This window comes from Saccharopolyspora sp. 7B (assembly GCF_020177435.1).
Taxonomy (GTDB): domain Bacteria; phylum Actinomycetota; class Actinomycetes; order Mycobacteriales; family Pseudonocardiaceae; genus Saccharopolyspora_C; species Saccharopolyspora_C gregorii.
This window is the reverse complement of the sequence record NZ_JAIUKC010000025.1, coordinates 49,331-72,638: the sequence shown is the minus strand read 5'-3', so window position 1 is coordinate 72,638 and position 23,308 is coordinate 49,331. Positions and strand designations below refer to the sequence as shown.

The following is a 23,308-nucleotide window of genomic DNA, read 5'->3' as shown; positions in this document are numbered from 1 at the left end:
CGCCGGGGCGGGGGGGCGGGGGGGGGGGGGGCCGGGGGGGGGGGGGGGGGGCGCCGGGGGGGCGCCCGCGCCCGCGGCGGCCGCGCCCGCGCCCCCCCCCCGCGGCGCCCCCCCCCACGCCTGGGAGACCACCTACGCGCACCGCCTCAGCGGCCCCGACCCCGTCCTGGAATGGGTGACCGGCACGGCGCTGCGCCCGGTGCGCGCCGCGCTGGACGAGCCGGACTGGCAGCGGTTCCGCGCCGCGCTCGCCGACCGGCTGCGCACCAGTTATCCCGCGCGTGCCGACGGCACCACGTGGTTCCCGTTCCGGCGGATCTTCGTCGTCGCCCACAAGCCCTGATCCCGGACCCGCTCACCTGCGATGTTCTTGAACGGAGGGGGGTGTGAACGGGCCCGGAACGATGCGCTAGAGTGGTTCCCGTCAGCACGAACGAGAGCTGATGGAAATCGAATATTCCTCCGTAGCTCAATTGGCAGAGCATTCGGCTGTTAACCGAAGGGTTACTGGTTCGAGTCCAGTCGGAGGAGCTTTTCGAGCGAAGCCCCAGGTCACAGGCCTGGGGCTTCGCTCTTTCGTCGTCCGGAGATCTCTCGGTGCGAATCGCGCCCCCGGCCTTCGTTCACTCGTTCGTGGATATCCGGTGAGCGGTTCCGCACGCTCGCCCGGCGGGCTGCTGTACCGGGTCGCCTGCCGGGCGCGGGTGGCCGGGCACCGGGGCGCCCGTCGTGCGACTTCCGGGCGAGGCGCACTTGCCCGGAAGTACGACCTCGCCGTGGACTTCGAGGTGATCTCGCGGCCGTCGCCGGGCCCTAGCTTTGCGGGTGATCGGAACACGGGACCACCCAGGAGGACCACATGGTCAAGCTCGGCAAGGCGGCGCTGCTCGGCACGGCGGGGGCGGTCGCGCTGACCGCGGCGTTCACCCCCGCGGCATCGGCGATCATCGGCGGGCACGACGCCACCGCGGACTACCCGTTCATGGTGAGCGTGCAGAAGGACGGGCAACACTACTGCGGCGGCTCGCTGATCGCGCCCGACTGGATCGTCACCGCCGGGCACTGCACGGTGAACCTCGAACCGCAGCAGCTCTCGGTGCAGATCGGCGACCATGACCGCACGAAGGGGGAGACGGCGAAGGTCACCGAGGTGATCGCGCACCCCGACTTCTCCTACGAGCCGTTCCACGACGACGTGGCCGTGATGAAGCTCGACCACCCGGTGCGGGCCCAACCGATCGAGCTGGCCGCCGACTCCGGACCGGCAGGCACCCCCACCCGCATCCTCGGCTGGGGCATGACCTGCGAGGACGGCAGCGAGTGCCCGGACCTGCCGACCGTGCTGCAGGAGCTGGACACCGAACTCGTCGCGGACGACCGGTGCAGCGAGAACTACGACCCGGCGAACGAGCTGTGCACCGACAGCCCCACCGAGGGCGCGCAGGCCTGCATCCTCGATTCCGGTGGCCCGCAGCTCAAGGGACGGCCCGGCGCGTGGGAGCTGATCGGGGCGACCAGCCGCGACGGCGACGCCGACCCGAACTGCGCGAGCGGTCCCGGGATCTACACCGACCTCACCGCCCACCGAGCCTGGATCGAGAACACCATCGCGACCCGTTGATCGCTCTTCCGCTCCACTCCTGTTCCGGAGGGGGCGGGTGGCGGAACCTCATTGCCTGTCTTCCCACTCCAGTCGGGTAGTGCTCGGGTGGCGGAACCTCAGCGGCTTCGCCGCAGGCGGGAGGAGGACACGGCCCGGCGGGGTTCCGCCGCTCGGCCCCGCCGGAAACGGTGATCAAGTGGCGGCCAGCAGGCCGACTGCGACGGCCGCGGTGCCGAGGCCCAGCAGCTGGCCGGGGTGGATGCGTTCGGCGAGGACGCCGCGGGCCAGCAGCACCGTGCCCGCCGGGTACAGCGCGACGATCACGGCGACGACGGTGAGGTCGCCGCTGCGCGCGGCGAGCAGGAACAGCAGGTTCGCCACCGAGTCCAGCACGCCCGCCGCGGCCGAGACCGCGTACGCCGGCCGCCGGGACCCGAGCCTGCGGTGCAGCAGTCCGGCCGCGGTCAGCGTGACCGCCGAGGACACGGCGCGGCCGACGATCAGCGGCGCCACCCCGCTGTCGGCGGGCGCCTGGTGCAGGAACACCAGCTGCAGCGCGATCGCGGCCCCCGCTCCGAACGCCAGCAGCAGCGCCCCGCGGGACGGCCGCCCGGCACCGGGTCCCGCGCTGACCAGCACCACGGCGATCAGTGCCAGCGCGAGACCGATCCCGCCGGCGAGCGCCAGCCGCTCGCCCTGCAGCAGGCCCACCGCGACCGGCAGCCCGGCCGAGACGAGCGCGGTGACCGGGGAGAGCACGTTCATCGGCCCGATCGCCAGCGTCCGGTAGAGCAGCGCGAACGCGGCCGCCGACACGACGCCCGAGGCGGCGCCCCAGCCGAGGGCTCCGGGGCTGAAGGAGGCGCCGAGCAGCGGCCACAGCGCGAGTTCGACGGCGAGGCTGGCCGGGGCGGCGATCACCACGGTCCGCAGCACGTGGGCGCCGCGGGCGCCGACGCCGCCGAGGAAGTCGGCGCACCCGTACGCGAGCGAGCTGCCGAGGGCCAGCAGTAGAGCGAGCACAGCACATCCCTTACGGTTCAACGGAACGACCGCACCGTACAGCGAACAGTCCGCTTCCTGTCAACCGAACGACCTGTGAGTACAATCAAACGACCGGAAGGTGAGCAGATGCCCGAGTCGGAGGCCGCGCTGCGCACGGTCGCGCAGAACGTCCGGGCCGCCCGCACCCGCGCCGGCCTGTCCCTGGAAGAACTCGGCCGCCGCGCCCAGGTCAGCAAGGGCGCGCTGGTGAGCCTGGAACGCGCGCAGGGCAACCCGAACCTGGGCACCCTGGTGCGCCTCGCCGACACCCTCGGCGTCCCGGTGTCCGACCTGGTCCAGGGCGCCGCGTCGAGCCGCGTGCGCGTGGTGGACGCCGCCTCCGTCGAACCGCTGTGGACCGGGGAGCGCGGCGGCGAGGCCCGCCTCGTGCTCACCGCGCGCGGCCCCGCGCCCACCGAGATCTGGCGCTGGCGGCTGGAACCCGGCGAGGAGTACCCCAGCCACCCCCACCAGGCCGGTGTCGTGGAGACCGTCACCGTGCTCTCCGGCCGGATGCTCCTGGTCGTCGACGGCGCCGAGCACGAGGTGCCCGCCGGGTGCACCGCCACCTTCGACGGCGACGTCCCGCACGGCTACCGCGGCGCGGGCGAGGAGACCTGCGAACTGGTCATGACCGTGGTGCTGCCCTGACGATCAGCCGCGGGTGGACCCGAACCGCCTGCGGTAGTCCGTCGGCGTGGTGCCCAGGTGCCGGGTGAACGCGCGGCGCAGCGCCTCGTCCGAACCCAGCCCGCTGTCCCGGGCCGCCGAGGTGACCGAGTGCCCGTCCAGCAGCAGCCGCTGCGCCCGGTCCAGCCGGACCCGTTCGACCCAGCACGCGGGCGTCGTCCCCAGCTCCGCGCGGAACAACCTGCTCAGGTGCCGGGTGCTGACGGCCGCGGCCCGCGCCATCGACGCCGGGCGGTGATCCCCGGCCGGGTCGCCGAGCACCGCGTCGAGCACCGCGCGCAGCTGCGCGGCCCGCGCCGGGGGCGGGGCGGTCGCCGTCGAGTACTGCGACTGGCCGCCCGGCCGGTGCAGGAACACGACCATCTCCCGCGCGATGTGCCGGGCGCCCTCCGCCCCGTGGTCCTCCTCCACCAGAGCCAGCGCCAGATCGATGCCCGCGCTGATGCCCGCGGAGCTGACGTAGCGCCCGTCGCGCACGTGGATGGCGTCCGGTTCCACGCGCACCGCGGGGTACCGCCGCGCCAGCGCGTCCGCGTGCCGCCAGTGGGTGGTGGCCCGGCGCCCGTCGAGCAGGCCCAGCTCCGCCAGCAGGAACGCTCCGGTGCACACCGACGCGACCCGCGGCGCGCCCGCGGTGAGGGTGCGCGCCGCCGACAGCAGTTCCTCGTCCACCGGAGCGGGCACGAGCCGCTCACCACCGGCGATCACCGCCGTGTCCACGGGTCCGGCGTCGGCGGCCGCGGTGGTCGGGCCCAGCGCCGGGCCGGTGGCGGTGGCGACCGGGCCGCCGCCGGGGGAGACCAGCACCACCTCGTACCGGTGGCCGAGCAGTCCCGCCTGGTGCAACACCTCGGCGGGCCCGCTGACGTCGAGCATGGTCACCCCGTCGAACACCAGGAACGCGACGCGGTGCGTCATGTCCGGATCCGTGGTGTTCCGGGCTGCGAGGACATGGCGCCACGGTAGCCGCCGGGCGAACCTGGTCTCGTCGGGCACCGAGACGAGAGGCGGCATCGATGAGCGAGACCATCGCGGGCGTGGAGATCCCGGACGGCGCGTTGGCCCGGGCGGCCACCGAGCTGGTGCGGGACGTGGCATCGCCGCTGGTCTACGACCACTCGCGGCGGGTGTTCCTGTGGGGAGCGCTGCGCGGGCGGCGGGACGGGCTGCGGTTCGACCCGGAACTGCTCTACGTGGGGGCGATGTTCCACGACCTCGGACTCACCGAGCGGTTCCGCCGCGACGACCAGCGCTTCGAGATCGACGGCGCCGACGAGGCCCGCCGCTTCCTGCGCGAGCACGGCGTCGACGGGGAGCCGGCGGACCGGGTGTGGACGGCGATCGCCCTGCACACCACCCCGGAGATCCCGCTGCACATGGCGCCGGAGATCGCGCTGGTCACCCGCGGCGTGGAGCTGGACGTGCTGGGCCTCGGCTACCACGAGGTGGGGGAGGAGCAGCGGGCCGCGGTCGTCGGCGCGCACCCGCGCCCGGACTTCAAGAACGGGATCCTCGCCGCGTTCACCGACGGCATCCGGCACCGTCCGGAGACGACCTTCGGCAACGTCAAGGCGGACGTGCTGGCCCACTTCGTGCCCGGTTTCGTGCGCGGCGACTTCGTCGAGGTGATCCGGGATTCTCCGTGGCCGGAATGAGCCCCGGAGGAACGCCACGGGCCGGTGCGACACCAGGTCGCACCGCCCCGTCGGACGGTCGGGGTCAGTCCGTGCCGACCTCGATGGCCGCGTGGTCCAGCGCGTCGGACTCGACACCGCCGTCCTCGCCTTCGGCGCGCGCGGCGATCGCGTTCGCCCCGCCCGGCGCCAGCTCGCCGACGAGCTCGCCCCACGCGGTGAGCGCCCCGTGCCCGCCGCCCTCGTACAACTCCAGCATGCTGCGCGAGTCCGCGATGTCCAGGTTCCGCATGGACAGCTGGCCGATGCGGTCGTTCGGCACGAACGCCTGGTCCTTGCTGCGCTCCATGGACAGCTTGTCCGGGTGGTAGCTCAGGTTCGGGCCCTCGGTGTTGAGCACCGTGTGGTCCCAGCCGCGGCGCAGCCGCACGGTGACGCTGCCGGTGACCGGGTAGCCGATCCAGCGCTGCATGGACTCCCGCAGCATCAGCGCCTGCGGATCGAACCAGCGGCCCTCGTAGAGCAGCCTGCCGAGGCGGCGGCCCTCGGTGTGGTACATGGCCACCGAGTCCTCGTTGTGCACCGCGTTGAGCAGCCGCTCGTAGGTGATGTGCAGCAGCGCCATGCCCGGCGCCTCGTACACGCCGCGGCTCTTGGCCTCGATGATCCGGTTCTCGATCTGGTCGGACATGCCGAGCCCGTGCCTGCCGCCGATGGCGTTGGCCTCGTGCACCAGGTCCACGTCGGAGTCGAAGGACTTGCCGTTGATCCGCACCGGGCGGCCGTGCCGGAACTCGACGGTGACGTCCTCGGCCGGGATCTCCACGTCGGAGTCCCAGAACCGCACGCCCATGATCGGCTCGACGATCTCCAGCGGCGTGTCGAGGAATTCGAGCTTCTTGGCCTCGTGGGTGGCGCCCCAGATGTTGGCGTCGGTGGAGTACGCCTTCTCCGCGGAGTCGCGGTACGGCAGTTCCCGCTCGACCAGCCACGCGGACATCTCGTCCCGGCCGCCGAGTTCGCCGACGAAGGCCTCGTCCAGCCACGGCTTGTAGATGCGCAGGTCCGGGTTGGCCAGCAGGCCGTACCGGTAGAAGCGCTCGATGTCGTTGCCCTTGTAGGTGGAGCCGTCGCCCCAGATGGACACGTCGTCCTCGCGCATCGCGCGCACCAGCAGCGTGCCCACCACCGCGCGGCCCAGCGGCGTCGTGTTGAAGTACGCCTGTCCGCCGGAGCGGATGTGGAAGGCACCGCAGGCCAGCGCGGCGAAGCCCTCCTCGACCAGTGCGGCGCGGCAGTCGATCAGCCGGGCGCGCTCGGCCCCGTAGACGCGCCCGCGTTCCGGCACGTCCGACAGGTCCGGCTCGTCGTACTGGCCGATGTCGGCGGTGTAGGTGTACGGCAGGGCGCCGCGCTCGCGCATCCACGCCACCGCGACCGAGGTGTCCAGCCCGCCGGAGAAGGCGATGCCGACGCGCTCACCCACTGGAAGATTATTCAGGACCTTCGACATGTATTCATCGTAACAGGCGTCGTTCCGGTCCTCGAAGGGCAGGGATTCCGCAGTGCCTGGACTGTCCGAACGGTCACCTCCGGTGCTCGTGAGCCGCGCGAGGAATGGCGCATAAATATGCAATTCCGAGGTCGTGGCCGCGTGCGGACGGAGCAGCGCGCGGTCCACCGGCCGGCGGCGTGCGCCACCCGGAAGGCGCGTTGATCCGGCCGGTGCGCGAACTAGGGTGGAGCGCGTGGTGATCCTCGTGAGCCTGCTGCGCCGCCTGCCGGAGCTCTCCCACGAGCAGTTCGTGCGGCACCACCGGGAGCACCACGCCCCGCTGGTCGCCTCGCTGCCCGTCGCCGCCCGGTACGTGCGCCGCTACGTGGTGGAGCACCCGCGGCCGCTCGGGGTGCCGGGCATCCCCGAGGCGACCGTGGACGCGGTGGTGCGGCAGTGGTTCGACTCGGCGGAGGACCTCGCGGCGCTGACGGCCTCGGCCGACTACCGGGACGTGATCCGGCCGGACGAGCAGCGCTTCATCGACATGTCCCGCAGCGAGTTCTACTTCACCCGCGAGCAGGTGTTCCTCGGCGATCAGTGATCGGCGAGCAGGGCGCGCAGCTCGGCGGCGTCCTCCCGCACGCAGATCGCGAGGTCGGGTGCGCCGCCGGCGATCCAGCGCCCGAACGCGACCTGGAAGACGCTCATCGCGGCGTGCGCGGCGAGTTCGGCGTCCCGCGGGGGCGTCCCGCGCTCGCGCAGCGCCCTCGTGGCGGTCTCGGCCATGCCCGCGAGCTTGAGCAGCTCCCGCTCCCGCAACACCGGGGTGGCGGCGATGATCTCCGCGCGGCGGGCGGCGTGCTCGCGGCGCGCTTCGAGCAGTTCGGTGCTCGCGGCGACCCCGAGCAGTGCGGCGTCCAGCGGTGGGACGTCGTCGGCGGCGGCCGCGATCCCGTCGTGCACGGCCTGCTCCATCGCGCGGCCGCCGTCGAAGAGGACTTCGCGCTTGTCGGCGAAGTGCCGGAAGAAGGTGCGTTCGGTGACCCCGGCGCGCTCGGCGATGTCGCCGGCGGTGGTCCGCTCGAAGCCGCGTTCGGCGAACAGCTCCACGGCGGCGCGCGTCATCCGGTCCCGTGCGCCCGGTTCCCAGCGGCTCATGACCGGTGAGTGTAGTGATGGCAGCGACTGACATCAGGTGCTACTGTCGATGACAGTCACTGACATCAAGGGAGAGGAGCACGCCATGCGCGTCTTCGTCACCGGCGCCTCCGGCTGGATCGGCTCGGCCGTCACCGCGGAACTGCTCGCGAACGGGCACGAGGTCCTCGGCCTGGCCCGCTCCGACCGGTCGGCCGCCGCAGTCGCGGCCGCGGGCGCCGACGTGGTCCGCGGCGACCTCGACGACCCCGAAGGCCTCGCCGCCGCGGCCGCGAAGGCCGATGCCGTGGTGCACCTGGCCTTCAAGCACGACTTCGGCGCCTTCACCGCGGCGGGGCGCACCGAGGAGGCCGCCGTCCGGGGCATGCTCGACGCCCTCGCCGGGAGCGACCGGCCGTTCCTGCTCGCCTCCGGCCTGGCCGGGTTCGCGGCCGGTGGCGAACCGCCCACCGAGCTCGACTCGTCACCGCACGAGGGCGTCGACTCGGCGCGCGGTGGCAGCGAGAACCTGGCGCTGTCCTACGTGGACCGCGGAGTCCGCGCGGTGGCGCTGCGCTTCGCGCCGACCGTGCACGGGGCGGGCGACCCCGGGTTCACCGCGCAGCTGGTGAAGGTCGCGAAGGAGCGCGGGGTTGCCGGCTACATCGGCGACGGCGCGAACCGGTGGGCCGCGGTGCACCGCTCCGACGCCGCGCGGCTGACCCGGCTCGCGCTGGACGGTGCGCCCGCCGGTACGCGGGTGCACGCGGTCGCCGAGGAAGGCCTGCTCGCCAGGGACATCGCCGCCGCCATCGGCGACCACCTCGGCCTGCCGACCGCATCGATCGATCCGCGGGACGCCGCCGAGCACTTCGGCTGGATCGGCGGCTTCTTCGGGGTGGACGCGGCGGGGGCTAACGCCCGCACCCGCCAACTGCTCGGCTGGGCGCCGACCGGGCCCGGGTTGATCGCGGACATCGCGGCGGGCGGCTACTCGGGCTGAGCGCCGGTGGCGGGCCGGAAAGCCCTGCGGTGGCGGGAGAAACCGGTTCCTGAGGGGAGCGCCGCGGAGGAGGAGGCTGAATCGGTGCGGTCCGCGGCGGCTGCTATGCTGGCAGCACGGTCCGAGGACCGGTCCCAGCAGGTCGAACAGGGTGCGTGACGCATGAGCAGATGTGGACATCGCGACCGGATCGACGCGCCACGACCGGAAATCAGATCGGTCGGCCTGCCGAAGGCCTGCTGAACCGCGAAGGGGCGCCGATTCGGTGCCCCTTTTCCGCGATCGCACTCTTTCGGGCGAACCAGTCTCGGATTGATCAGAGTCGGATAACGATTCTGTCGAGACCCGCGATCTGATTCGTGCAGCGCCGCGACACCCCGCTTCCCCCTGAGGTTTTCCCGCAGGTCATAGCGGGCGTGAACGATCTGGATCAGCCAGTGGTCCCGGCCACGTGGCATGAACCAAATCGATTCATGATGCGAGAGGACCAACGAAACTCCCACTGCTCTCCGTCCTCGGAGCAGTGGTGCAAGAACGGGGACGACTAAAGGACGGGGGAAGTCGGGATGTCCGCTCCAGGGATCGGCAAGGAAAACCACTTCGCACTGCCCGATCTGGCCTCGGTGGCCCAGCTGCCGAAGCCGATCAGGGCTCTGGTCTACCTGGTCATGCTGTCGCTGCTGACGGTGGCCGGGATCAGCGCGCTGCTGGCCACCATCGTGATCATCGGCCAGCTGACCGGCGCGTTCAGCATCGCATCGTTCATGTGACGCCGCGACGAGCACGGGCCGGCACCTCCGGGTGCCGGCCCTTTCTGCTGCCACGGCCCGGAATTCCCGCTCCGGACAGCCCGCGACCGCCCGGTTTCGCCCGGTCGAGCGGGCAACCCAACGCGCCCCACACCGCCCAGCCTCGCTACGATCACCCAGAGGAGCGTTTCATCACGCCTTCGGGGGCAGTAGCTCAGTTGGTCAGAGCAGCGGACTCATAATCCGTCAGCCGTGGGTTCAAGTCCCACCTGCCCCACCACCTGACCAGCGGGCGAAGTTCGAAGCGAGATCGATCTCGTCGATTTCGGCGCGAGACCCCGGGTAGTGCGAGCGCACGCGCCGCCCGCCGGCGCTCGCGGTCGCTTCGAGGAGCAGGCACTCCGCGTGATCGAGTGCACCGATCGGCCTGCCGACGTACCTGAGCGCCGATCTTTCCTGCATTCGGAGCAATCGCGGGCTCGTTCGACGTTCCGGCCGAACCTGCGGCGCGATGGGGCGTCTTCCGGACGTGGGGGTTCACGAGTCGCCGGACGAGGGTCCGAGTCGGTCGTCCCCCGGTCTGAGGGGGGCCGATGAGGTTGGACGCGCGGAGGAGCATCTGGATCGCGGCGGCAGTGGTCGTGGTTCTGAGCGTGGTCGGCGGGCTCGTGGGCGTGGCGAATTCCTCTCGGTGGGCGTCGTCGTGCAGCGGTGGTGTGTCACGGGGTTCCGGGACTGACGACGTGGCCCGGTCGGTGCGGGAGAAGCTGCCGTCGTTCGCCGAAGGCACCTCGGTGGCGATCGAAGTGGTGGATCTGGATTCGTGCGCGGAGGTCGCTCGGCTCGACGCCGACAGCGGCTTCCCCACGGCGTCCGTGGTGAAGCTGCTGATCGCGATCGACGCGGTGGAGCGCCTCGGGGACGCCACCACCGATGATGAGATTGAGCGGATGCTCTCGGCCAGCGACGACGCTGTGGCGAGCCGGTTGTGGGTCGCCCACGGCGGTCCGGACATCGTCCGGCGCACGGCGGCGAAGCTGAAGCTGACGGACACCGCGCCGCCGGATTCGTCCGGGCAGTGGGGGAGCACCCGGATGAGCGCGAGCGATGTCGCGCGGGTCTACCGGTACTTGGCGGCGCAGGCCGACGCGGGCACGCGCAAGCTGCTGCTGGGCGCGATGGGGCGGGCCCCCGGCACCGCGGAGGACGGATTTCCGCAGTACTTCGGCATTCCCGGCGGTCTGCCCGGACACCGCTGGGCGATCAAGCAGGGGTGGGGGTCGACCGAGACCGACACCGTGCTGCACACCACCGGATTGGTCGGCGGGGATCGCGATCTCGTCGTCGTGCTGCTGAGCACGTGGCCGCCGGACACCGACTGGGCGGTGGCCAGGGCGGCGCTGACCGAGGCGGTCCGTTCGCTCGACCGGATCGTCTGATGCCGCCCCGGTCCAGATCCGGATGCCGAGGCGTCGAGCTCGGTGGGCTGCTCCACCGGAGCCGGTGACCAGCAGCCCCACCGCCCCGCCGACTGGTCCTGGTCGGTGCCGGTGGGGTGCTGGTCAGGTCGCGCCACCGCGGAGGAGTTCTTTGAACGGCACCGGATTCGCGAACGGGTCGGTGTTCTCCCGCTCCGGTCGTTGCCGCACGGCGGCGACGAGTTCGCGCGCGGCGCGGGTGATCCGCTGCCCGAGCTCGGTGCCGCCGCCCCAATCGGAGCCGGCCGCGTAGACGCCGGTGGGCACGATGTGCGCGCGGAGGTAGGCCAGCAGCGGGCGCAGCGCGTGCTCCAGCACCAGCGAATGCCGCTCGGTGCCGCCGGTCGCGGCGATCAGCACGGGCTTGCCCCGCAGCGCATCGGGTTCGACGACGTCCATGAACGACTTGAACAGGCCGCTGTAGGAGGCGCTGAACGTGGGCGTCACCAGGATCAGCCCGTCGGCGGCGGCGAGCCGTTCCAGGACCTCGCGCAGGCGGGCGCCGGGGAATCCGGTGAGCAGGTTGTCGGTGATGTCGTGGGCGTGCTCGCGCAGTTCCACCACCTCGACCTCGGCCTCCTCGCCGAGCTCGTGGCGGGTGGCCGCGACGAGCCGGTCGGCGAGCAGCCGGGTGGACGAGGGCTGGGAGAGGCCGGCCGAGATCGCCAGGATGCGGGTCATGCGTCGCTCCTTCCGGCGCGCTGGGCGCGGGACTCGTGGGTGGGTGCGTCGGGCACGTTCGGGCCGCGGCGGTCGGCGAATTCTTTGCGGAGCACGGGGACGACCTCTTCGCCGAGGAGGTCGAGCTGTTCCAGCACGGTCTTCAGCGGCAGGCCCGCGTGGTCGATCAGGAACAGCTGGCGCTGGTAGTCGCCGACGTACTCGCGGAAGCCGAGGGTGCGGTCGATGACCTGCTGCGGGGAACCGACGGTCAACGGGGTCTGCGCGGAGAAGTCCTCCAGCGAGGGACCGCCGCCGTAGACCGGGGCGTGGTCGAAGTAGGGCCGGAACTCGCGCACCGCGTCCTGGGAGTTGCGGCGCAGGAACACCTGCCCGCCGAGCCCGACGATCGCCTGCTCCGGCGTGCCGTGGCCGTAGTGGGCGAAGCGCTCCCGGTAGTACTGCACCATCCGGGCCGCGTGCTGCGGCGGCCAGAAGATGTGGTTGTGGAAGAAACCGTCACCGTAGTACGCGGCCTGCTCGGCGATCTCCGGGCTCCGGATCGACCCGTGCCACACGAACGGCGGTACCCCGTCGAGCGGTCGCGGGGTCGAGGTGAAGCCCTGCAGCGGCGTGCGGAACCGGCCCTCCCAGTCCACCACGTCCTCCCGCCACAACCGGTGCAGCAACGCGTAGTTCTCCAGCGCCAGCGGAATCCCCTGCCGGATGTCCTGACCGAACCACGGATACACCGGCGGCGTGTTGCCACGACCCATCATCAAGTCCACCCGGCCACCCGCCAGGTGCTGCAACATCGCGTAATCCTCAGCGATCTTCACCGGATCGTTCGTGGTGATCAGCGTCGTCGAGGTGGACAGGACCAGCCGCTCGGTACGGGCCGCCAGATAACCGAGCATCGTCGTCGGCGAACTCGGCACGAACGGCGGGTTGTGATGCTCACCGGTGGCGAACACGTCCAGACCGACCTCCTCGGCGTGCTGCGCGATGCGCACCATCGCCTGGATGCGTCCCGCTTCGGTGGGTACCGCGCCCGTGGTCGGGTCGGGAGTCACGTCCCCCACGCTGAAGATGCCGAACTGCACTGCGCCCTCCTCACCTCGCCGGCCGTCCTGTTCGCCGGTGCACCCGCTGGAACATCGTTGAAGTTTTAACTATTCCATGCCGGTCCACCGCAGGCCGTTCACGGCGGCGCCGATCACACTCGGCCACACAGACCGGAATGGAGCGTTTACAGTCCGTGCCCGCCGGACCATAGTTCTAGGCGCACGCGCGGACGCCGACCCCTGGAGAGACGATCATGCAGAACAGGCTCGCCCGCACGGTGCGGACGGCGCTGCTCATCGGGGCGGGAATCGCCGTCACGCTGGTCCTCGTCCCCACCGCCATCAGCATCGGAACCGGCGGTTACCTGCCCGGGTTCCTCCGCCCGCTCGCCGCCGTCCTGTGGCCACTGGTGATCGTGTTCCTGCTCTTCGGCGCCGCCCTCGCCGGGTGGGAACGCATCACCAACACCGACAAGCCCGTCACCGCCCGGCGGCTCAACACCCCCTCCAACCGGGAGCGGTCGGTGCACAGCGCCGAGCGGTACGCCCGCGAACGGCTCAACGGCTCGCTCGCCGCCCACGTGGCCGCGCTGGTCGACGGCGACGAGGTGCCCGCCACCGTCGCCCGGCCCGCCGACGTCGTCGTGCAGAACAGCGCGGGCAAGAAGGCGAAGCTGCCCGCGGGCGCCGACCTGCCCGGCACCCTCGACGAGGCGAACGGCTCGCTGCTGGTCCTTGGCGCACCCGGCTCCGGCAAGTCCACCCTGCTGCTGGAGCTCACCCGCGCGCTCGCGCTGCGCGCCGCCGGCGACCCGAAGCGGCCCATCCCGCTGATCGTCGACCTCGGCTCCTGGGCCATGTCCGGGTGGCGCTGGGACGACCGCAGGCCCGCGCCGCCCACCGACTTCGGCAAGTGGCTGCTGCGCGAGATCGAACGCCGCTACAACATCCACCCGTCGCTCGGCCGGATCTGGCTGGAGCAGCGGCGCATCGGCCTGATGCTCGACGGGCTCGACGAAGTGCCGCCCGAATACCAGGAACGCTGCGTCACCGCGATCAACAAGCTGCGGGACGAGTTCGACGTCCCCGAGATCGTCGTGTGCTGCCGCAGCACCGACCACGAAGCGCTCACCGAGCCGCTGCAGCTGAGCAACACCGTCACCATCAACCCGCTCACCCGCAAGCAGGTCGTCGAGTTCTACACCCGCATCGGGCGCCGCGTCGACGGCATCCGCAGCGCCGTGCGCACCGACCCGCAGCTGCCGGAACTGCTCGACTCGCCGCTCATGCTGAGCCTGATGGCACTGGCCCACCAGGACCGGCCGCCGTCGGAGGTCCGGCTCAGCGGGACCCCGGCCGAACGGCGGCGCCAGGTCTTCGACGCCTACCTCACCGCGGTCCCCGCCCAGCACGCCGACGAACTCGGCTACCCGGCGGAGAAAGTGCTGCGCACGCTGCGGTTCCTCGCGCGGGTCTCGGCGAGCCCGCTGTGCAACGACCTCACCGCCCGGACCCGGCTGCCCAGCCTCGTCGCGTGGGCCAAGTACCTGCCCTCCAGCACCGTGGTGCACGTGTACGCGCGGGGGCTGCCCGGGGTGCTCGCCGGCGCCGTCACCGGCGTGACGCTGGCGATGGGGATGCTGCTCGGGCCCGCGGCCGCGCTCGTCACCGCGGCGCTGCTGGTGGGCTACATCGCCTTCCTCGACCACCTCTCCGGGCTGCCGTGGCTGCGGCCCGCGCAGCTGGCGCGCACCGTGCCGCAGGGCTGGACGACGGCCGCCTGCGGCTACGTGCTCGGGCTCGTCGTGAGCCTCGCGCTCGTCGGGCTCACCACGCCCGCCACGAGCTGGCTCGCCGCGCAGCCGTGGTGGATCGGCGTGCCGGTGGTGGTCCTCACCGCGTTCCTCACCATCATGAGCGCCGTCGAGGCCTGGTCGAAGATGCCCGGCAACAGCGCCGCGCTCGGCGCCGCCGGGGCCGGGGTGGTCGGGGTGACCACGATCTGGCTCGGACCGCAGGAGATGCTCACCGCGATGGGCATCGGCGTGGTGCTCGGCATCGTCGCCGGGCTGACCACCGCGGCCCGCGACGAGGTGTGGTGGCAGTTCGGCGACGACCAGTACGCGGAGTTCGACGGCAAGGGCTCGGCGTGGCTGAAGAACTCGGCACCGGTGGCCGCCGCGGCCGGGCTGATCGGGGTGGTCCCGGTGCTGTTCACCGGGACGCTGCTGGACGAGCGCGCCTTGGACGTCGCCATCGGCGTACTGGTCGCGGGCCTCGCCGCACCCGCCGCCTGGCACGCCGACATGTTCCCGTTCGACACCGCGAAGAACGCGGGCGCCGAGTGGCTGGCGCGGGCGATGGCGCTCAGCGAGCTGCCGGTGCGGCGGGCGCGGCTGCTGCGCGGGCTGGCCGGGTGCAGCCTGCTGTCCAACGTGGACGGTGGCTACCGGTTCACGCACGTGGCGCTGCGGGACCACCTGCTGGGCTACGAGCGGAAGCCGGGGAAGAAGAAGGACGCCGCGGCGGCCGACGACCCGGACGGGACGGCCGGCTCCGAGCCCGCGACCGCCGACGCGGCTCCCGCGGACGCCGAGCCCGGGTCCGGCGCGGCGAGTTCGGAGACCGCCAAGACCTGACGGTGGCGATGCCGCCCGCCGCGCACGATCCCCGGACGGCGCGCGGCGGGTCCTTGCCACACCCGCCCGCGCCTCCCCGGCACACCGCGATCGCGCGGCACCGGACTCGACGCACCGCCGTCGGCACCAATTCGCTACCCCGAATGGAGCAGTGATCGCGGAGGGGATACTCTCTGTGCTCGATCAGCACGTTGAGTGCCCGACCCGGAGGGATCACCTTGCCCACCTTGGCGCCACCCGCCCTCACCTACCACGTGACCTGCGACGACCTGCACGGATGGGCCGCCGTGTACCGCGACGGCGAGGCAGGCCGCGAGTTCCTCGGCTTCCAGCGGTTCGACGAAGAGGCCCTGCGCTTGCTGCGCGCGAACCCGACGGCGACCCGCGGGGACGACGGCATGCTCCGCTGCGCCATCCCCGCCTGAAGGCCGCGCACCGCGGACCCGGTGACCGGGGCGGGCGCACGATGTCAACAACGGCTGACTTGCCGGTGGCGCTTCCGCCGGCGTTCCGGTCAACGGGGGTTGACTTGCCCCGCCCCGCGGGCTCCGCCTGGCGCGGGTCGTCAGAGGAGGGCGAGCAGGGCACCCAGCGCCGGGTTGTCGTTGGCCCGGCGCCACGCGAGGTGCAGCTCCACCGGTTCCGGATCCGGGAGCGCCACCGGCCGCAGCACCACCCCGTCGAAGCGCAGCAGCGTCGCCGTCGACGGCACCAGCGCGATACCCAGCCCGGCGCGCACCAGCGCCAGCACCGTGTGCACCTGGCTCACGTGCTGGGTGTAGCGCGGCGAGACGTGCGCCTCGCGGAACACGCTCACCAGCAGCTCGTGGAAGTAGCGGGCCTCCGTCGGCGAGTACATCACCACGTCGGCGGCGTCGAAGTCCGCCGGGCTCAACCGCTCCGCAGCGGCCAGCGGATGCCCCGCGGGCAACGCCGCCAGCAGCGGCTCGGCCAGCAGCCGCCGGGAATCCAGCTCCGGGCGGGTGATCGGCGGCCGCACCAGCCCCAGGTCCAGCGCGCCCGAGGAGAGCATGTCCAGCTGCTCGCGGGTCACCAGCTCGCGCAGCACCACGTCCACGTGCGGCAGCCGCTCCCGCGCCGTCTCCAGCACCCCGCCGAGCTTCCCGTAAGCCGAGGTCGCGGTGAACCCGACGCGCACCACGCCCGCCTCACCGCTGGGCACCCGGCGCACCGCCAGCGTCGCGTTCTCCGCCTCGTGCAGCAGCCGCCGCGCATCGCGCAGGAACGCCTGCCCCGCCGGGGTCAGCCGCACCGCGCGGCCGCTGCGGTCGAACAGCCGCACCTGCAGGTCCCGCTCCAGCAGCTGGATCTGCCTGCTCAGCGGCGGCTGGGTCATCCGCAGCCGCGCCGCCGCCCGCCCGTAGTGGAGCTCTTCGGCCACCGCGACGAACCCGGAGAGCTGGTTGAGGGTGAACATGCTCGCCTCCCGCGTGCGATGCCTTTCGAGCATCGGACGATGCTCGATCGGAGTTGGACACGCATCGGTCGGGGATCTTAGTGTCACCGCTGGCGGGATGTGCGCGCCGCCAGGCCGTGCCCCCGCTCCCGCACCGCCCGGATCGAGGAGGACCCACCGCATGACCACAGGCACCACCGCCACCGACCTCACCGGGCGGATGCTGATCGCGGGCACCCCCGTGTTCGGCGACGGCGAGCAGATCCGCGCGATCGACCCGGCCACCGGCGCCGAACTCGAACCGGCCTACGCGCACGGCGGCGACGCCGAGGTGGCGCGCGCGTGCGCGGCGGCGGACGAGGCCTTCGAGACCTACCGCGCCACCACCTTCGAGCAGCGCGCGGTGTTCCTGGAGACCATCGCCGACAACATCGAGGCCATCGGCGAAACCCTCTCCGCCCGCGCCCACGCCGAGAGCGGCCTGCCGCTGGCCCGCACCACCGGCGAACGCGGTCGCACCACCGGGCAGCTGCGGCTGTTCGCGCAGGTCGTGCGGGAGGGCAGCTTCACCGGGGCGCGCATCGACCCGGCGCAGCCGGACCGCTCCCCCGCACCGCGCGCCGACATCCGGCAGCGCAAGATCCCGCTGGGCCCGGTCGCCGTGTTCGGCGCCAGTAACTTCCCGCTGGCCTTCTCCGTCGCCGGTGGCGACACCGCCTCCGCGCTCGCAGCGGGCTGCCCCGTGGTGGTCAAGGCGCACGACGCGCACCCGGGTACCAGCGAGCTGGTGGCGCGCGCCATCAGCGACGCCGTCGCCTCCTGCGGGCTGCCTGCGGGTACCTTCTCGCTGCTGTTCGGCAGCGGCCGCAGCCTCGGGATCTCGCTGGTCACCGATCCGCGCATCCAGGCCGTGGGCTTCACCGGTTCCCGCGGCGCCGGGCTCGCGCTGACCGCCGCCGCGCAGCGCAGGCCGCAGCCGATCCCGGTGTACGCGGAGATGAGCAGCATCAACCCGGTCTTCCTGCTGCCCGGGGCGCTCGCCGCGCGGGCCGCGGAGCTCGGTGGCGAGTTCGTCGGCTCGCTCACGATGGGGTCCGGCCAGTTCTGCACCAACCCCGGCCTGGTCATCGCGGTCGACGGGCCGGAGCTGACCACCTTCCTGGACAGCGCGGCCGAGGCGGTCGGCGCCGCCACCCCGACCCCGATGCTCACCCCGGGCATCGCCCGCGCCTACGAGTCGGGCGTGCAGGCGCTGGCGGACAAGGGCGAGGTGACCGTGCTGGCCCGCGGCCGGGAATCCGACGCGCCGCACTCCTGCCGGGCCGCGCTGCTGGCCACCGACGCCGAGTCGTTCCTGGCCGGGGACGGGCTGGACGACGAGGTGTTCGGCTCGTCCTCGCTGGTGATCCGCTGCCGCGACGCCGCCCAGGTCCGCGAGGTCGCGGCCGGGCTGGAAGGGCAGCTCACCGCCACCGTGCACGCCACCGCCGCGGACACCGCCGAAGCGGGCGCGCTGCTGCCCACCTTGGAGCGCACGGCGGGCCGGATCCTGTTCAACGGCTGGCCCACCGGCGTCGAGGTCGGCCACGCGATGGTCCACGGTGGACCGTTCCCGTCCACTTCGGACTCGCGGACGACCTCGGTCGGCACGCTGGCCATCGACCGGTTCCTGCGCCCGGTGGCCTACCAGGACCTGCCCGCGGAGCTGCTGCCGAGCGTCCTCGCCGACGGCAACCCCGAGAGGGTCTGGCGCCGGGTGGACGGCGAACTCGGCAAGCACTGACCCCGAGCACCGCAGCGGGCGGCCCCGCCACGAGCGGAGCCGGGCGCTGTTCACGTCGCGGACCGGGGGGGATCACGACGGGTGCGGACGTGCGGCGCGCCCCGGGACCACGACCGTCCCGCGCGGCTCCGCCGCCCGCCCCGCCACGGGAGCGATCAGGAGCCGGAGTCCTCGCGGGACTTGTTCTTGATGCGGGCGGCCTCCTTGCGGACCTCGGCCTGGGTGGCGCGCTCGTGCTGCAGCCAGTCGGGGTTCTCCGCCTTGAGCGCCTCGATCTGCTCGGTGGTGAGCGCCTCGGTGATGCCACCGCGGGCGAGGCCGCTGTTGGACACGCCGAGCCGGGCGGCGACCACCGGGCGCGGGTGCGGGCCGTTGCGGCGCAGCTCGCGCAGCCACTCCGGCGGGTCGGTCTGCAGGGCGTTGAGCTCGTCGCGCGAGACCACGCCCTCCTGGAACTCCGCGGGGGTGGCTTCGAGGTACACGTTCAGCTTCTTCGCCGCGGTCGCGGGCTTCATCGTCTGGGGGGTCTTGTGCGACGTCATGGGCCCAGGGTATCGACCCGGCCCCGCGGTACCTGCGGTGACGCCCGGTAGCCTGGCCCGGTGGCAGGCTCGGTCGGATCGTCGTCGTTCACCCTCGCGTACGTGCCCGGGGTGACCCCCGGCAAGTGGGTGCGGATCTGGAACGAACGGGTTCCGTCGGTGCCGCTGCACCTGGTCGCCACCCCGGCGGCCGCCGCGGCCGACCTGGCGCGCGGCGGCGAGGTCGACGCGGCGCTGCTGCGGCTGCCGACCGACCGCGACGGGCTGCACGCGATCCCGCTCTACACCGAGACGACCGTGGTCGTGGTGCCGAAGGACCACGTGATCACCGCGGCCGACGAGGTGGGGCCCGCCGACCTCGCCGACGAGATCGTGCAGCACCCGCTGGACGACACCCTCGGCTGGGAACGGCCGCCGGGCCGACCCGCCTTCGAGCGGCCCGCGAACACCGGTCTCGCCGTCGAGCTCGTCGCCGCGGGCGTCGGCCTGCTCGTCGTCCCCCAGTCGCTGGCCCGGCTGCACCACCGCAAGGACCTCACCTACCGGACGCTCACCGACGTCCCGCAGTCGCGGGTCGCGCTGTCGTGGCCGGAGGAGGAGACCACCGACCTGGTGGAGCAGTTCATCGGGATCGTGCGCGGCCGCACGGTGAACAGCACCCGCGGGCGCCAGGAGCAGACGCCGAAGCAGCCGGCCGCCAAGAAGCAGCCCGCGGCGAAGAAGCCGCCCGCCCCGAAGCCCGGCCGCGGCAAGGGCGGCCCGCGCCCCGGCGGCGGGCGCGGCAGGCCGCGCCGCCGGTCCTGACCCCGGCGGCCGATCGCGCAGCGCAGCGACGGCCCCACCACGCCCGGAGCGCCGCCGACTCCCCCTGATGGCGGGTCGCCGGAACCCCCGACAGGTCCCGTGCCGCCGCCGGACGGCCGGACAACCGGCACCGTCGATCGGTCCTTGCGGAGCCGAGCCGCCCGCCCCTAACGTTCAGGAAAGCGCTTTCCTGCATCACGCCCGGAAGCGCCGGACCAGCTCGTCCGACCGGGGTGCGACGAAGCACCCTCGACCAGATCGGAACCGTCCACAATGAACTCATCGCGAACGAGATCTCCCCGCCGCGCACTGGTGACCGCGCTCGCCGCCGTCGTGCTGCCGATCGGCTCCGCCGCACCCGCCACCGGATCCCCCGCCGAACCGGCGCGGGCCGGGACCGCGTCCGCCGAGACCCGCGCCGCCGAACCCGGCCGCGCCGCGATCAGCGTGCGCTCCGGCGACGACAACTTCGTGTCCTGGCGGCTGTTCGGCACCGACCCGGCGGGCACCACCTTCGACGTGTACCGCGACGGCACCAGGATCACGCCGGAACCGCTGACCGGGACCGGGCTCCTCGACCGCGGCGCGCCCGCCGACGCCCGCTACGAGATCGCCCCGAACGGGCAGCGGGCCGCGGCGAGCACCGCACGCGCCTTCGCCGCCGACCACCTCGACATCCCGCTGGACGTGCCGGACGGCGGCACCACCCCATCCGGCGAGGACTACACCTACAGCGCCAACGACGTCGGCGTCGGGGACCTCGACGGCGACGGCGAGTACGAGTACGTCGTCAAGTGGGACCCGTCCAACGCCAAGGACAACTCGCAGGCCGGGTACACCGGCCCGCCCCTCCTGGACGCCTACCGGCTCGACGGGACCCGGCTGTGGCGCATCGACCTCGGGCGCAACATCCGCGCGGGCGCGCACTACACCCAGTTCCAGGTGTACGACTACGACGGGGACGGTGCCGCCGAAGTCGCGGTGAAGACCGCCGACGGCACCGTGGACGGCACCGGCTCCGCGCTCGGCGACGCGGACGCCGACCACCGCAACGGCGACGGGTACGTGCTGGACGGCCCCGAGTTCCTCACCGTGTTCGACGGCACCACCGGCGCCGAGCGGCACACCGCGGACTACGTCCCGGGGCGCGGCGACCCGGCCGACTGGGGCGACTCCTACGGCAACCGGTGCGACCGCTTCCTCGCCGCCACCGCCGAGATCGATGGACTGCCCGTGCTCATCGAGGCGCGCGGCTACTACACCCGTTCCGTCATCACCGCGTGGACCTTCGACGGCGAGCTGACTCCACTGTGGACGTTCGACAGCGATGAGGCGGGCGAGGAGTACGCCGGGCAGGGCAACCACAACCTGTCCATCGCCGACGTCGACGACGACGGGAACGACGAGGTCGTCTACGGCGCGATGGCGATCGACGACGACGGGAACCCGTTGTGGAACACCGGGTTCGGCCACGGCGACGCGCTGCACGTCGGCGACTTCGACCCGGACCGGCCCGGCCTGGAGGTGTACAAGGTCGACGAGAACTCCGACCAGCCCGCGTCCTGGCTCGCCGACGCCGCCACCGGCGAAGTGCTCTGGCAGACCGACCCCGCCGGCGACAACGGGCGCGGCGTCGCGGGCGACATCTGGGACGGCAACCCCGGCGCCGAGTTCTGGTCCGCCGCCGACGACCGGCTGCGCGACGCCGCGGGCGAGGACGTCGGGCCTCGGCCCGGATCGATGAACTTCCTGGTGTGGTGGGACGGCGACACCAGCCGCGAACTGCTCGACGACACCCACATCGACAAGTACACCGGCGACGGCACCCAACGCGTCCAGGACTTCGACGGCGTCGCCTCCAACAACGGCACCAAGGCCACCCCCGCGCTGTCGGCGGACCTGATGGGCGACTGGCGGGAGGAGGTCGTGTTCCGCACCGAGGACAGCAGCGCGCTGCGGATCTTCAGCACCACCGAACCCACCGAGCTCAGCCTGCCCGGGCTGATGGAGGACCGGCAGTACCGGCTCGCCGTCGCCTGGCAGAACACCGCCTACAACCAGCCGCCGCACCCCAGCTACTCCCTGGCGGACGCGGCGGCGCGGCGCACCGGAGACCCGCTGCCCTGATCCCGGCGCGGGGTGGTCGCGCCCGCGATCACCCCGCACCCGCCGGATCCGCCCCGCCAGGGCGGTGCCCGGTGCGACACTGCTCGGACCGGACGAATCGAGGCCGACCATGCCGGAACCCGCCACCACCGCGCTCGGCCGGGCCGGAGCCCGGCTGCTGCGCTCCCGGGCGCTGATGCGCGCCCCCGTCCTGCTGTACCGGGCCCGGCTCGGCGTCCTGCTCGGGCCGCGGCTGCTCCTGCTGGAGCACGTGGGCCGCAACTCCGGGATCGCCCGGCGGGTCGTGCTGGAGGTGATCGCGCACCCCGGACCGGGCGTCCACGTCGTCGCCTCCGGCTTCGGCGCCCGCGCGCAGTGGTACCGCAACGTGGTGGCGAACCCGCGGGTTCGCGTGTCCACCGGCCGCCACCGCGACCGGCCCGCCACCGCGCGGCTGCTCACCACCGCCGAGGCCGACGCCGTGCTCGCCGACTACGCGCGGCGGCACCCGCGGGCGTGGGCGAAGTTCAAGGACGTCCTGCACGGCACCCTCGGCGAGGAGGTCACCGAGCGGGACACCCCGCTGCCGATGTTCGAACTCCGGCAGCGCTGACCGGTCACGGCTTGCGGGCGACGGCGCCGTACATGGCGATGTCGGCCTCGTCCAGCGACAGGTGCTCGTCGTCGTCCGGGCGCCACCGGTGCATCTGCACCAGGCCCGGCTCGACCAGCTCCAGCCCGTCGAAGAACCGCGCCGCCTGCGCCTGGCTGCGCAGCCGCATGGTCTCGCCGTGCTCGTGGTAGACGTCGGCGACCCGGGCCAGCGCCTCGGGGGCGAAGTCGTCGGTGCCGATCGTCGCGGCCAGGTAGCTGCCGGCGGGCAGCGCGTCGACGATCCGGCGCGACACCGCCAGCGCCTCGTCGTCGTCCTCGATGAAGTGCACGATCCCGATCAGCATCAGCCCGATCGGCCGGTCCAGGTCCAGCGTCTCCCGCAGTTCCGGTGCCGCCAGCAGGGATTCGACCTGCCGCATGTCCGACTCGACGTAGGCGGTGCGGCCCGCCGACGCGCTCGACATCAGCGCGCGGGCGTGCGCGAGCACGATCGGATCGTTGTCGGTGTAGACGACCCGCGAATCCGGGGCGACCTCCTGCACGACCTCGTGCAGGTTCGGCTGGGTGGGGATGCCGGTGCCGATGTCGAGGAACTGGCGGATGCCGCACTCCCGGGCCAGGAAGCGACCCGCGCGGTGCATGAAGGTGCGGTTGGCCCGCATGTGCACCCGCAGCGCGGGCCACACCTCCAGGGTGGCTTCGGCGGCGGCCCGGTCGACGGCGTAGTTGTCCTTGCCGCCGAGGATGTAGTCGTAGATCCGGGCGCCGTGGGCGCGGTCGGTGCGCAGATCCACCTCCGCGCTCCGGTGCTCGTCCGCCATCGTGCCTCCCGCCTGCGTCCG

At 72.8% G+C, this 23,308-nt stretch carries 22 protein-coding genes, 2 tRNA genes and 1 pseudogene; 16 read left to right on the top strand and 9 right to left on the bottom strand.

What is annotated here, in order from left to right:
- The 3 genes and pseudogenes from LCD33_RS05355 to LCD33_RS05345 form a co-directional block, all read left to right on the top strand.
- Positions 1-343, top strand: a pseudogene (locus tag LCD33_RS05355) (hypothetical protein); the annotation flags it as partial.
- 115 nt (positions 344-458) lie between these two features.
- Positions 459-531 (top strand) — tRNA-Asn (locus LCD33_RS05350).
- 328 nt (positions 532-859) lie between these two features.
- Positions 860-1,621, top strand: a complete 762-nt coding sequence (locus LCD33_RS05345; RefSeq protein ID WP_224977574.1) for a trypsin-like serine protease — start codon at positions 860-862, stop codon at positions 1,619-1,621.
- A gap of 174 nt (positions 1,622-1,795) precedes the next feature.
- On the opposite strand, the gene LCD33_RS05340 is transcribed toward LCD33_RS05345, so the two are convergent.
- Entirely contained in the window at positions 1,796-2,626 is an 831-nt protein-coding gene (locus tag LCD33_RS05340; RefSeq protein WP_224959413.1) for a DMT family transporter, read from the bottom strand.
- 108 nt (positions 2,627-2,734) lie between these two features.
- On the opposite strand from LCD33_RS05340, the gene LCD33_RS05335 reads away from it, so the two are divergent.
- Positions 2,735-3,298, top strand: coding sequence for a helix-turn-helix domain-containing protein (locus LCD33_RS05335; protein WP_224977573.1), 564 nt, complete (start codon positions 2,735-2,737; stop codon positions 3,296-3,298).
- Positions 3,299-3,301: 3 nt separating this feature from the next.
- Here the strand turns inward: LCD33_RS05335 and LCD33_RS05330 are convergent, their stop codons facing one another.
- Positions 3,302-4,255, bottom strand: a complete 954-nt coding sequence (locus LCD33_RS05330; protein ID WP_224959410.1) for a GlxA family transcriptional regulator — start codon at positions 4,253-4,255, stop codon at positions 3,302-3,304.
- A 98-nt stretch (positions 4,256-4,353) separates the two neighbouring features.
- Here LCD33_RS05330 and LCD33_RS05325 point away from each other — a divergent pair, with 98 nt between their 5' ends.
- Positions 4,354-4,992, top strand: coding sequence for an HD domain-containing protein (locus tag LCD33_RS05325; protein ID WP_224959409.1), 639 nt, complete (start codon positions 4,354-4,356; stop codon positions 4,990-4,992).
- A 64-nt stretch (positions 4,993-5,056) separates the two neighbouring features.
- Here the strand turns inward: LCD33_RS05325 and argG are convergent, their stop codons facing one another.
- Entirely contained in the window at positions 5,057-6,484 is a 1,428-nt protein-coding gene (argG, locus tag LCD33_RS05320) for an argininosuccinate synthase (protein ID WP_224959408.1), read from the bottom strand.
- 235 nt (positions 6,485-6,719) lie between these two features.
- Between argG and LCD33_RS05315 the strand changes: the two genes are divergently transcribed.
- The gene (locus tag LCD33_RS05315) at positions 6,720-7,070 is read left to right on the top strand and encodes an EthD domain-containing protein (protein WP_224977572.1); all 351 of its coding nucleotides are present in this window, start codon (positions 6,720-6,722) and stop codon (positions 7,068-7,070) included.
- Here LCD33_RS05315 and LCD33_RS05310 read toward each other — a convergent pair.
- The gene (locus tag LCD33_RS05310) at positions 7,064-7,627 is read right to left on the bottom strand and encodes a TetR/AcrR family transcriptional regulator (protein WP_224959406.1); all 564 of its coding nucleotides are present in this window, start codon (positions 7,625-7,627) and stop codon (positions 7,064-7,066) included. The two genes, LCD33_RS05315 and LCD33_RS05310, sit on opposite strands and share 7 nt — an antisense overlap.
- An 85-nt stretch (positions 7,628-7,712) precedes the next feature.
- Here LCD33_RS05310 and LCD33_RS05305 point away from each other — a divergent pair, with 85 nt between their 5' ends.
- The 4 genes from LCD33_RS05305 (at position 7,713) to LCD33_RS05290 (ending at position 10,797) form a co-directional block, all read left to right on the top strand.
- Positions 7,713-8,609 carry an SDR family oxidoreductase gene (locus LCD33_RS05305; protein WP_224977576.1) on the top strand — a complete coding sequence of 299 codons (897 nt, stop codon included), beginning with the start codon at positions 7,713-7,715 and terminating at the stop codon, positions 8,607-8,609.
- A 566-nt stretch (positions 8,610-9,175) separates the two neighbouring features.
- Entirely contained in the window at positions 9,176-9,379 is a 204-nt protein-coding gene (locus tag LCD33_RS05300; protein ID WP_224959405.1) for a hypothetical protein, read from the top strand.
- Positions 9,380-9,561: 182 nt separating this feature from the next.
- Positions 9,562-9,638, top strand: a tRNA-Ile gene (locus LCD33_RS05295).
- Between the two features lie 463 nt (positions 9,639-10,101).
- Positions 10,102-10,797 carry a class A beta-lactamase-related serine hydrolase gene (locus tag LCD33_RS05290; RefSeq protein WP_224977571.1) on the top strand — a complete coding sequence of 232 codons (696 nt, stop codon included), beginning with the start codon at positions 10,102-10,104 and terminating at the stop codon, positions 10,795-10,797.
- A gap of 123 nt (positions 10,798-10,920) precedes the next feature.
- Here the strand turns inward: LCD33_RS05290 and LCD33_RS05285 are convergent, their stop codons facing one another.
- A complete protein-coding gene (locus LCD33_RS05285; RefSeq protein WP_224977570.1) occupies positions 10,921-11,517 on the bottom strand; it encodes an FMN reductase in 597 nt (198 codons plus the stop codon).
- Positions 11,514-12,599 carry an LLM class flavin-dependent oxidoreductase gene (locus tag LCD33_RS05280; protein WP_224977569.1) on the bottom strand — a complete coding sequence of 362 codons (1,086 nt, stop codon included), beginning with the start codon at positions 12,597-12,599 and terminating at the stop codon, positions 11,514-11,516. The genes LCD33_RS05285 and LCD33_RS05280 overlap by 4 nt, the downstream gene beginning before the upstream one ends.
- A gap of 215 nt (positions 12,600-12,814) precedes the next feature.
- Between LCD33_RS05280 and LCD33_RS05275 the strand changes: the two genes are divergently transcribed.
- A complete protein-coding gene (locus tag LCD33_RS05275; protein WP_224957539.1) occupies positions 12,815-15,199 on the top strand; it encodes a hypothetical protein in 2,385 nt (794 codons plus the stop codon).
- 227 nt (positions 15,200-15,426) lie between these two features.
- Positions 15,427-15,624 carry a hypothetical protein gene (locus LCD33_RS05270; RefSeq protein ID WP_224957537.1) on the top strand — a complete coding sequence of 66 codons (198 nt, stop codon included), beginning with the start codon at positions 15,427-15,429 and terminating at the stop codon, positions 15,622-15,624.
- 140 nt (positions 15,625-15,764) lie between these two features.
- Here the strand turns inward: LCD33_RS05270 and LCD33_RS05265 are convergent, their stop codons facing one another.
- Positions 15,765-16,637: a LysR substrate-binding domain-containing protein gene (locus LCD33_RS05265; protein ID WP_224957544.1), complete on the bottom strand. Its 873-nt coding sequence runs from the start codon at positions 16,635-16,637 to the stop codon at positions 15,765-15,767.
- 160 nt (positions 16,638-16,797) lie between these two features.
- Here LCD33_RS05265 and LCD33_RS05260 point away from each other — a divergent pair, with 160 nt between their 5' ends.
- Positions 16,798-18,399, top strand: a complete 1,602-nt coding sequence (locus tag LCD33_RS05260) for an aldehyde dehydrogenase (NADP(+)) (protein ID WP_224957536.1) — start codon at positions 16,798-16,800, stop codon at positions 18,397-18,399.
- A 155-nt stretch (positions 18,400-18,554) separates the two neighbouring features.
- Here LCD33_RS05260 and LCD33_RS05255 read toward each other — a convergent pair whose 3' ends face one another.
- The gene (locus tag LCD33_RS05255; protein ID WP_224957535.1) at positions 18,555-18,941 is read right to left on the bottom strand and encodes a DUF5997 family protein; all 387 of its coding nucleotides are present in this window, start codon (positions 18,939-18,941) and stop codon (positions 18,555-18,557) included.
- Between the two features lie 60 nt (positions 18,942-19,001).
- On the opposite strand from LCD33_RS05255, the gene LCD33_RS05250 reads away from it, so the two are divergent.
- The 3 genes from LCD33_RS05250 to LCD33_RS05240 all read left to right on the top strand — a co-directional run bounded on the left by LCD33_RS05250 (position 19,002) and on the right by LCD33_RS05240 (position 22,464).
- The gene (locus tag LCD33_RS05250) at positions 19,002-19,745 is read left to right on the top strand and encodes a LysR family transcriptional regulator substrate-binding protein (protein WP_224967153.1); all 744 of its coding nucleotides are present in this window, start codon (positions 19,002-19,004) and stop codon (positions 19,743-19,745) included.
- Between the two features lie 273 nt (positions 19,746-20,018).
- The gene (locus LCD33_RS05245; RefSeq protein WP_224967154.1) at positions 20,019-21,872 is read left to right on the top strand and encodes a rhamnogalacturonan lyase; all 1,854 of its coding nucleotides are present in this window, start codon (positions 20,019-20,021) and stop codon (positions 21,870-21,872) included.
- 109 nt (positions 21,873-21,981) lie between these two features.
- The gene (locus tag LCD33_RS05240) at positions 21,982-22,464 is read left to right on the top strand and encodes a nitroreductase family deazaflavin-dependent oxidoreductase (protein ID WP_224957532.1); all 483 of its coding nucleotides are present in this window, start codon (positions 21,982-21,984) and stop codon (positions 22,462-22,464) included.
- A gap of 4 nt (positions 22,465-22,468) precedes the next feature.
- Here LCD33_RS05240 and LCD33_RS05235 read toward each other — a convergent pair whose 3' ends face one another.
- Positions 22,469-23,287 (bottom strand): SAM-dependent methyltransferase, encoded by an 819-nt coding sequence (locus tag LCD33_RS05235; protein WP_224957531.1) that lies wholly within the window; start codon positions 23,285-23,287, stop codon positions 22,469-22,471.
- Positions 23,288-23,308 lie beyond the last annotated feature (21 nt).

What these genes read in the sequence shown, in the direction of transcription:
- LCD33_RS05345 (WP_224977574.1), top strand. Translation starts at nt 860, where the DNA reads ATGGTCAAGCTCGGCAAGGCGGCGCTGCTCGGCACGGCGGGGGCGGTC.
- LCD33_RS05335 (WP_224977573.1), top strand. Translation starts at nt 2,735, where the DNA reads ATGCCCGAGTCGGAGGCCGCGCTGCGCACGGTCGCGCAGAACGTCCGG.
- LCD33_RS05330 (WP_224959410.1), bottom strand. Translation starts at nt 4,255, where the DNA reads ATGACGCACCGCGTCGCGTTCCTGGTGTTCGACGGGGTGACCATGCTC.
- LCD33_RS05325 (WP_224959409.1), top strand. Translation starts at nt 4,354, where the DNA reads ATGAGCGAGACCATCGCGGGCGTGGAGATCCCGGACGGCGCGTTGGCC.
- argG (WP_224959408.1), bottom strand. Translation starts at nt 6,484, where the DNA reads ATGTCGAAGGTCCTGAATAATCTTCCAGTGGGTGAGCGCGTCGGCATC.
- LCD33_RS05310 (WP_224959406.1), bottom strand. Translation starts at nt 7,627, where the DNA reads ATGAGCCGCTGGGAACCGGGCGCACGGGACCGGATGACGCGCGCCGCC.
- LCD33_RS05305 (WP_224977576.1), top strand. Translation starts at nt 7,713, where the DNA reads ATGCGCGTCTTCGTCACCGGCGCCTCCGGCTGGATCGGCTCGGCCGTC.
- LCD33_RS05300 (WP_224959405.1), top strand. Translation starts at nt 9,176, where the DNA reads ATGTCCGCTCCAGGGATCGGCAAGGAAAACCACTTCGCACTGCCCGAT.
- LCD33_RS05285 (WP_224977570.1), bottom strand. Translation starts at nt 11,517, where the DNA reads ATGACCCGCATCCTGGCGATCTCGGCCGGCCTCTCCCAGCCCTCGTCC.
- LCD33_RS05275 (WP_224957539.1), top strand. Translation starts at nt 12,815, where the DNA reads ATGCAGAACAGGCTCGCCCGCACGGTGCGGACGGCGCTGCTCATCGGG.
- LCD33_RS05265 (WP_224957544.1), bottom strand. Translation starts at nt 16,637, where the DNA reads ATGTTCACCCTCAACCAGCTCTCCGGGTTCGTCGCGGTGGCCGAAGAG.
- LCD33_RS05260 (WP_224957536.1), top strand. Translation starts at nt 16,798, where the DNA reads ATGACCACAGGCACCACCGCCACCGACCTCACCGGGCGGATGCTGATC.
- LCD33_RS05255 (WP_224957535.1), bottom strand. Translation starts at nt 18,941, where the DNA reads ATGACGTCGCACAAGACCCCCCAGACGATGAAGCCCGCGACCGCGGCG.
- LCD33_RS05245 (WP_224967154.1), top strand. Translation starts at nt 20,019, where the DNA reads ATGAACTCATCGCGAACGAGATCTCCCCGCCGCGCACTGGTGACCGCG.
- LCD33_RS05240 (WP_224957532.1), top strand. Translation starts at nt 21,982, where the DNA reads ATGCCGGAACCCGCCACCACCGCGCTCGGCCGGGCCGGAGCCCGGCTG.
- LCD33_RS05235 (WP_224957531.1), bottom strand. Translation starts at nt 23,287, where the DNA reads ATGGCGGACGAGCACCGGAGCGCGGAGGTGGATCTGCGCACCGACCGC.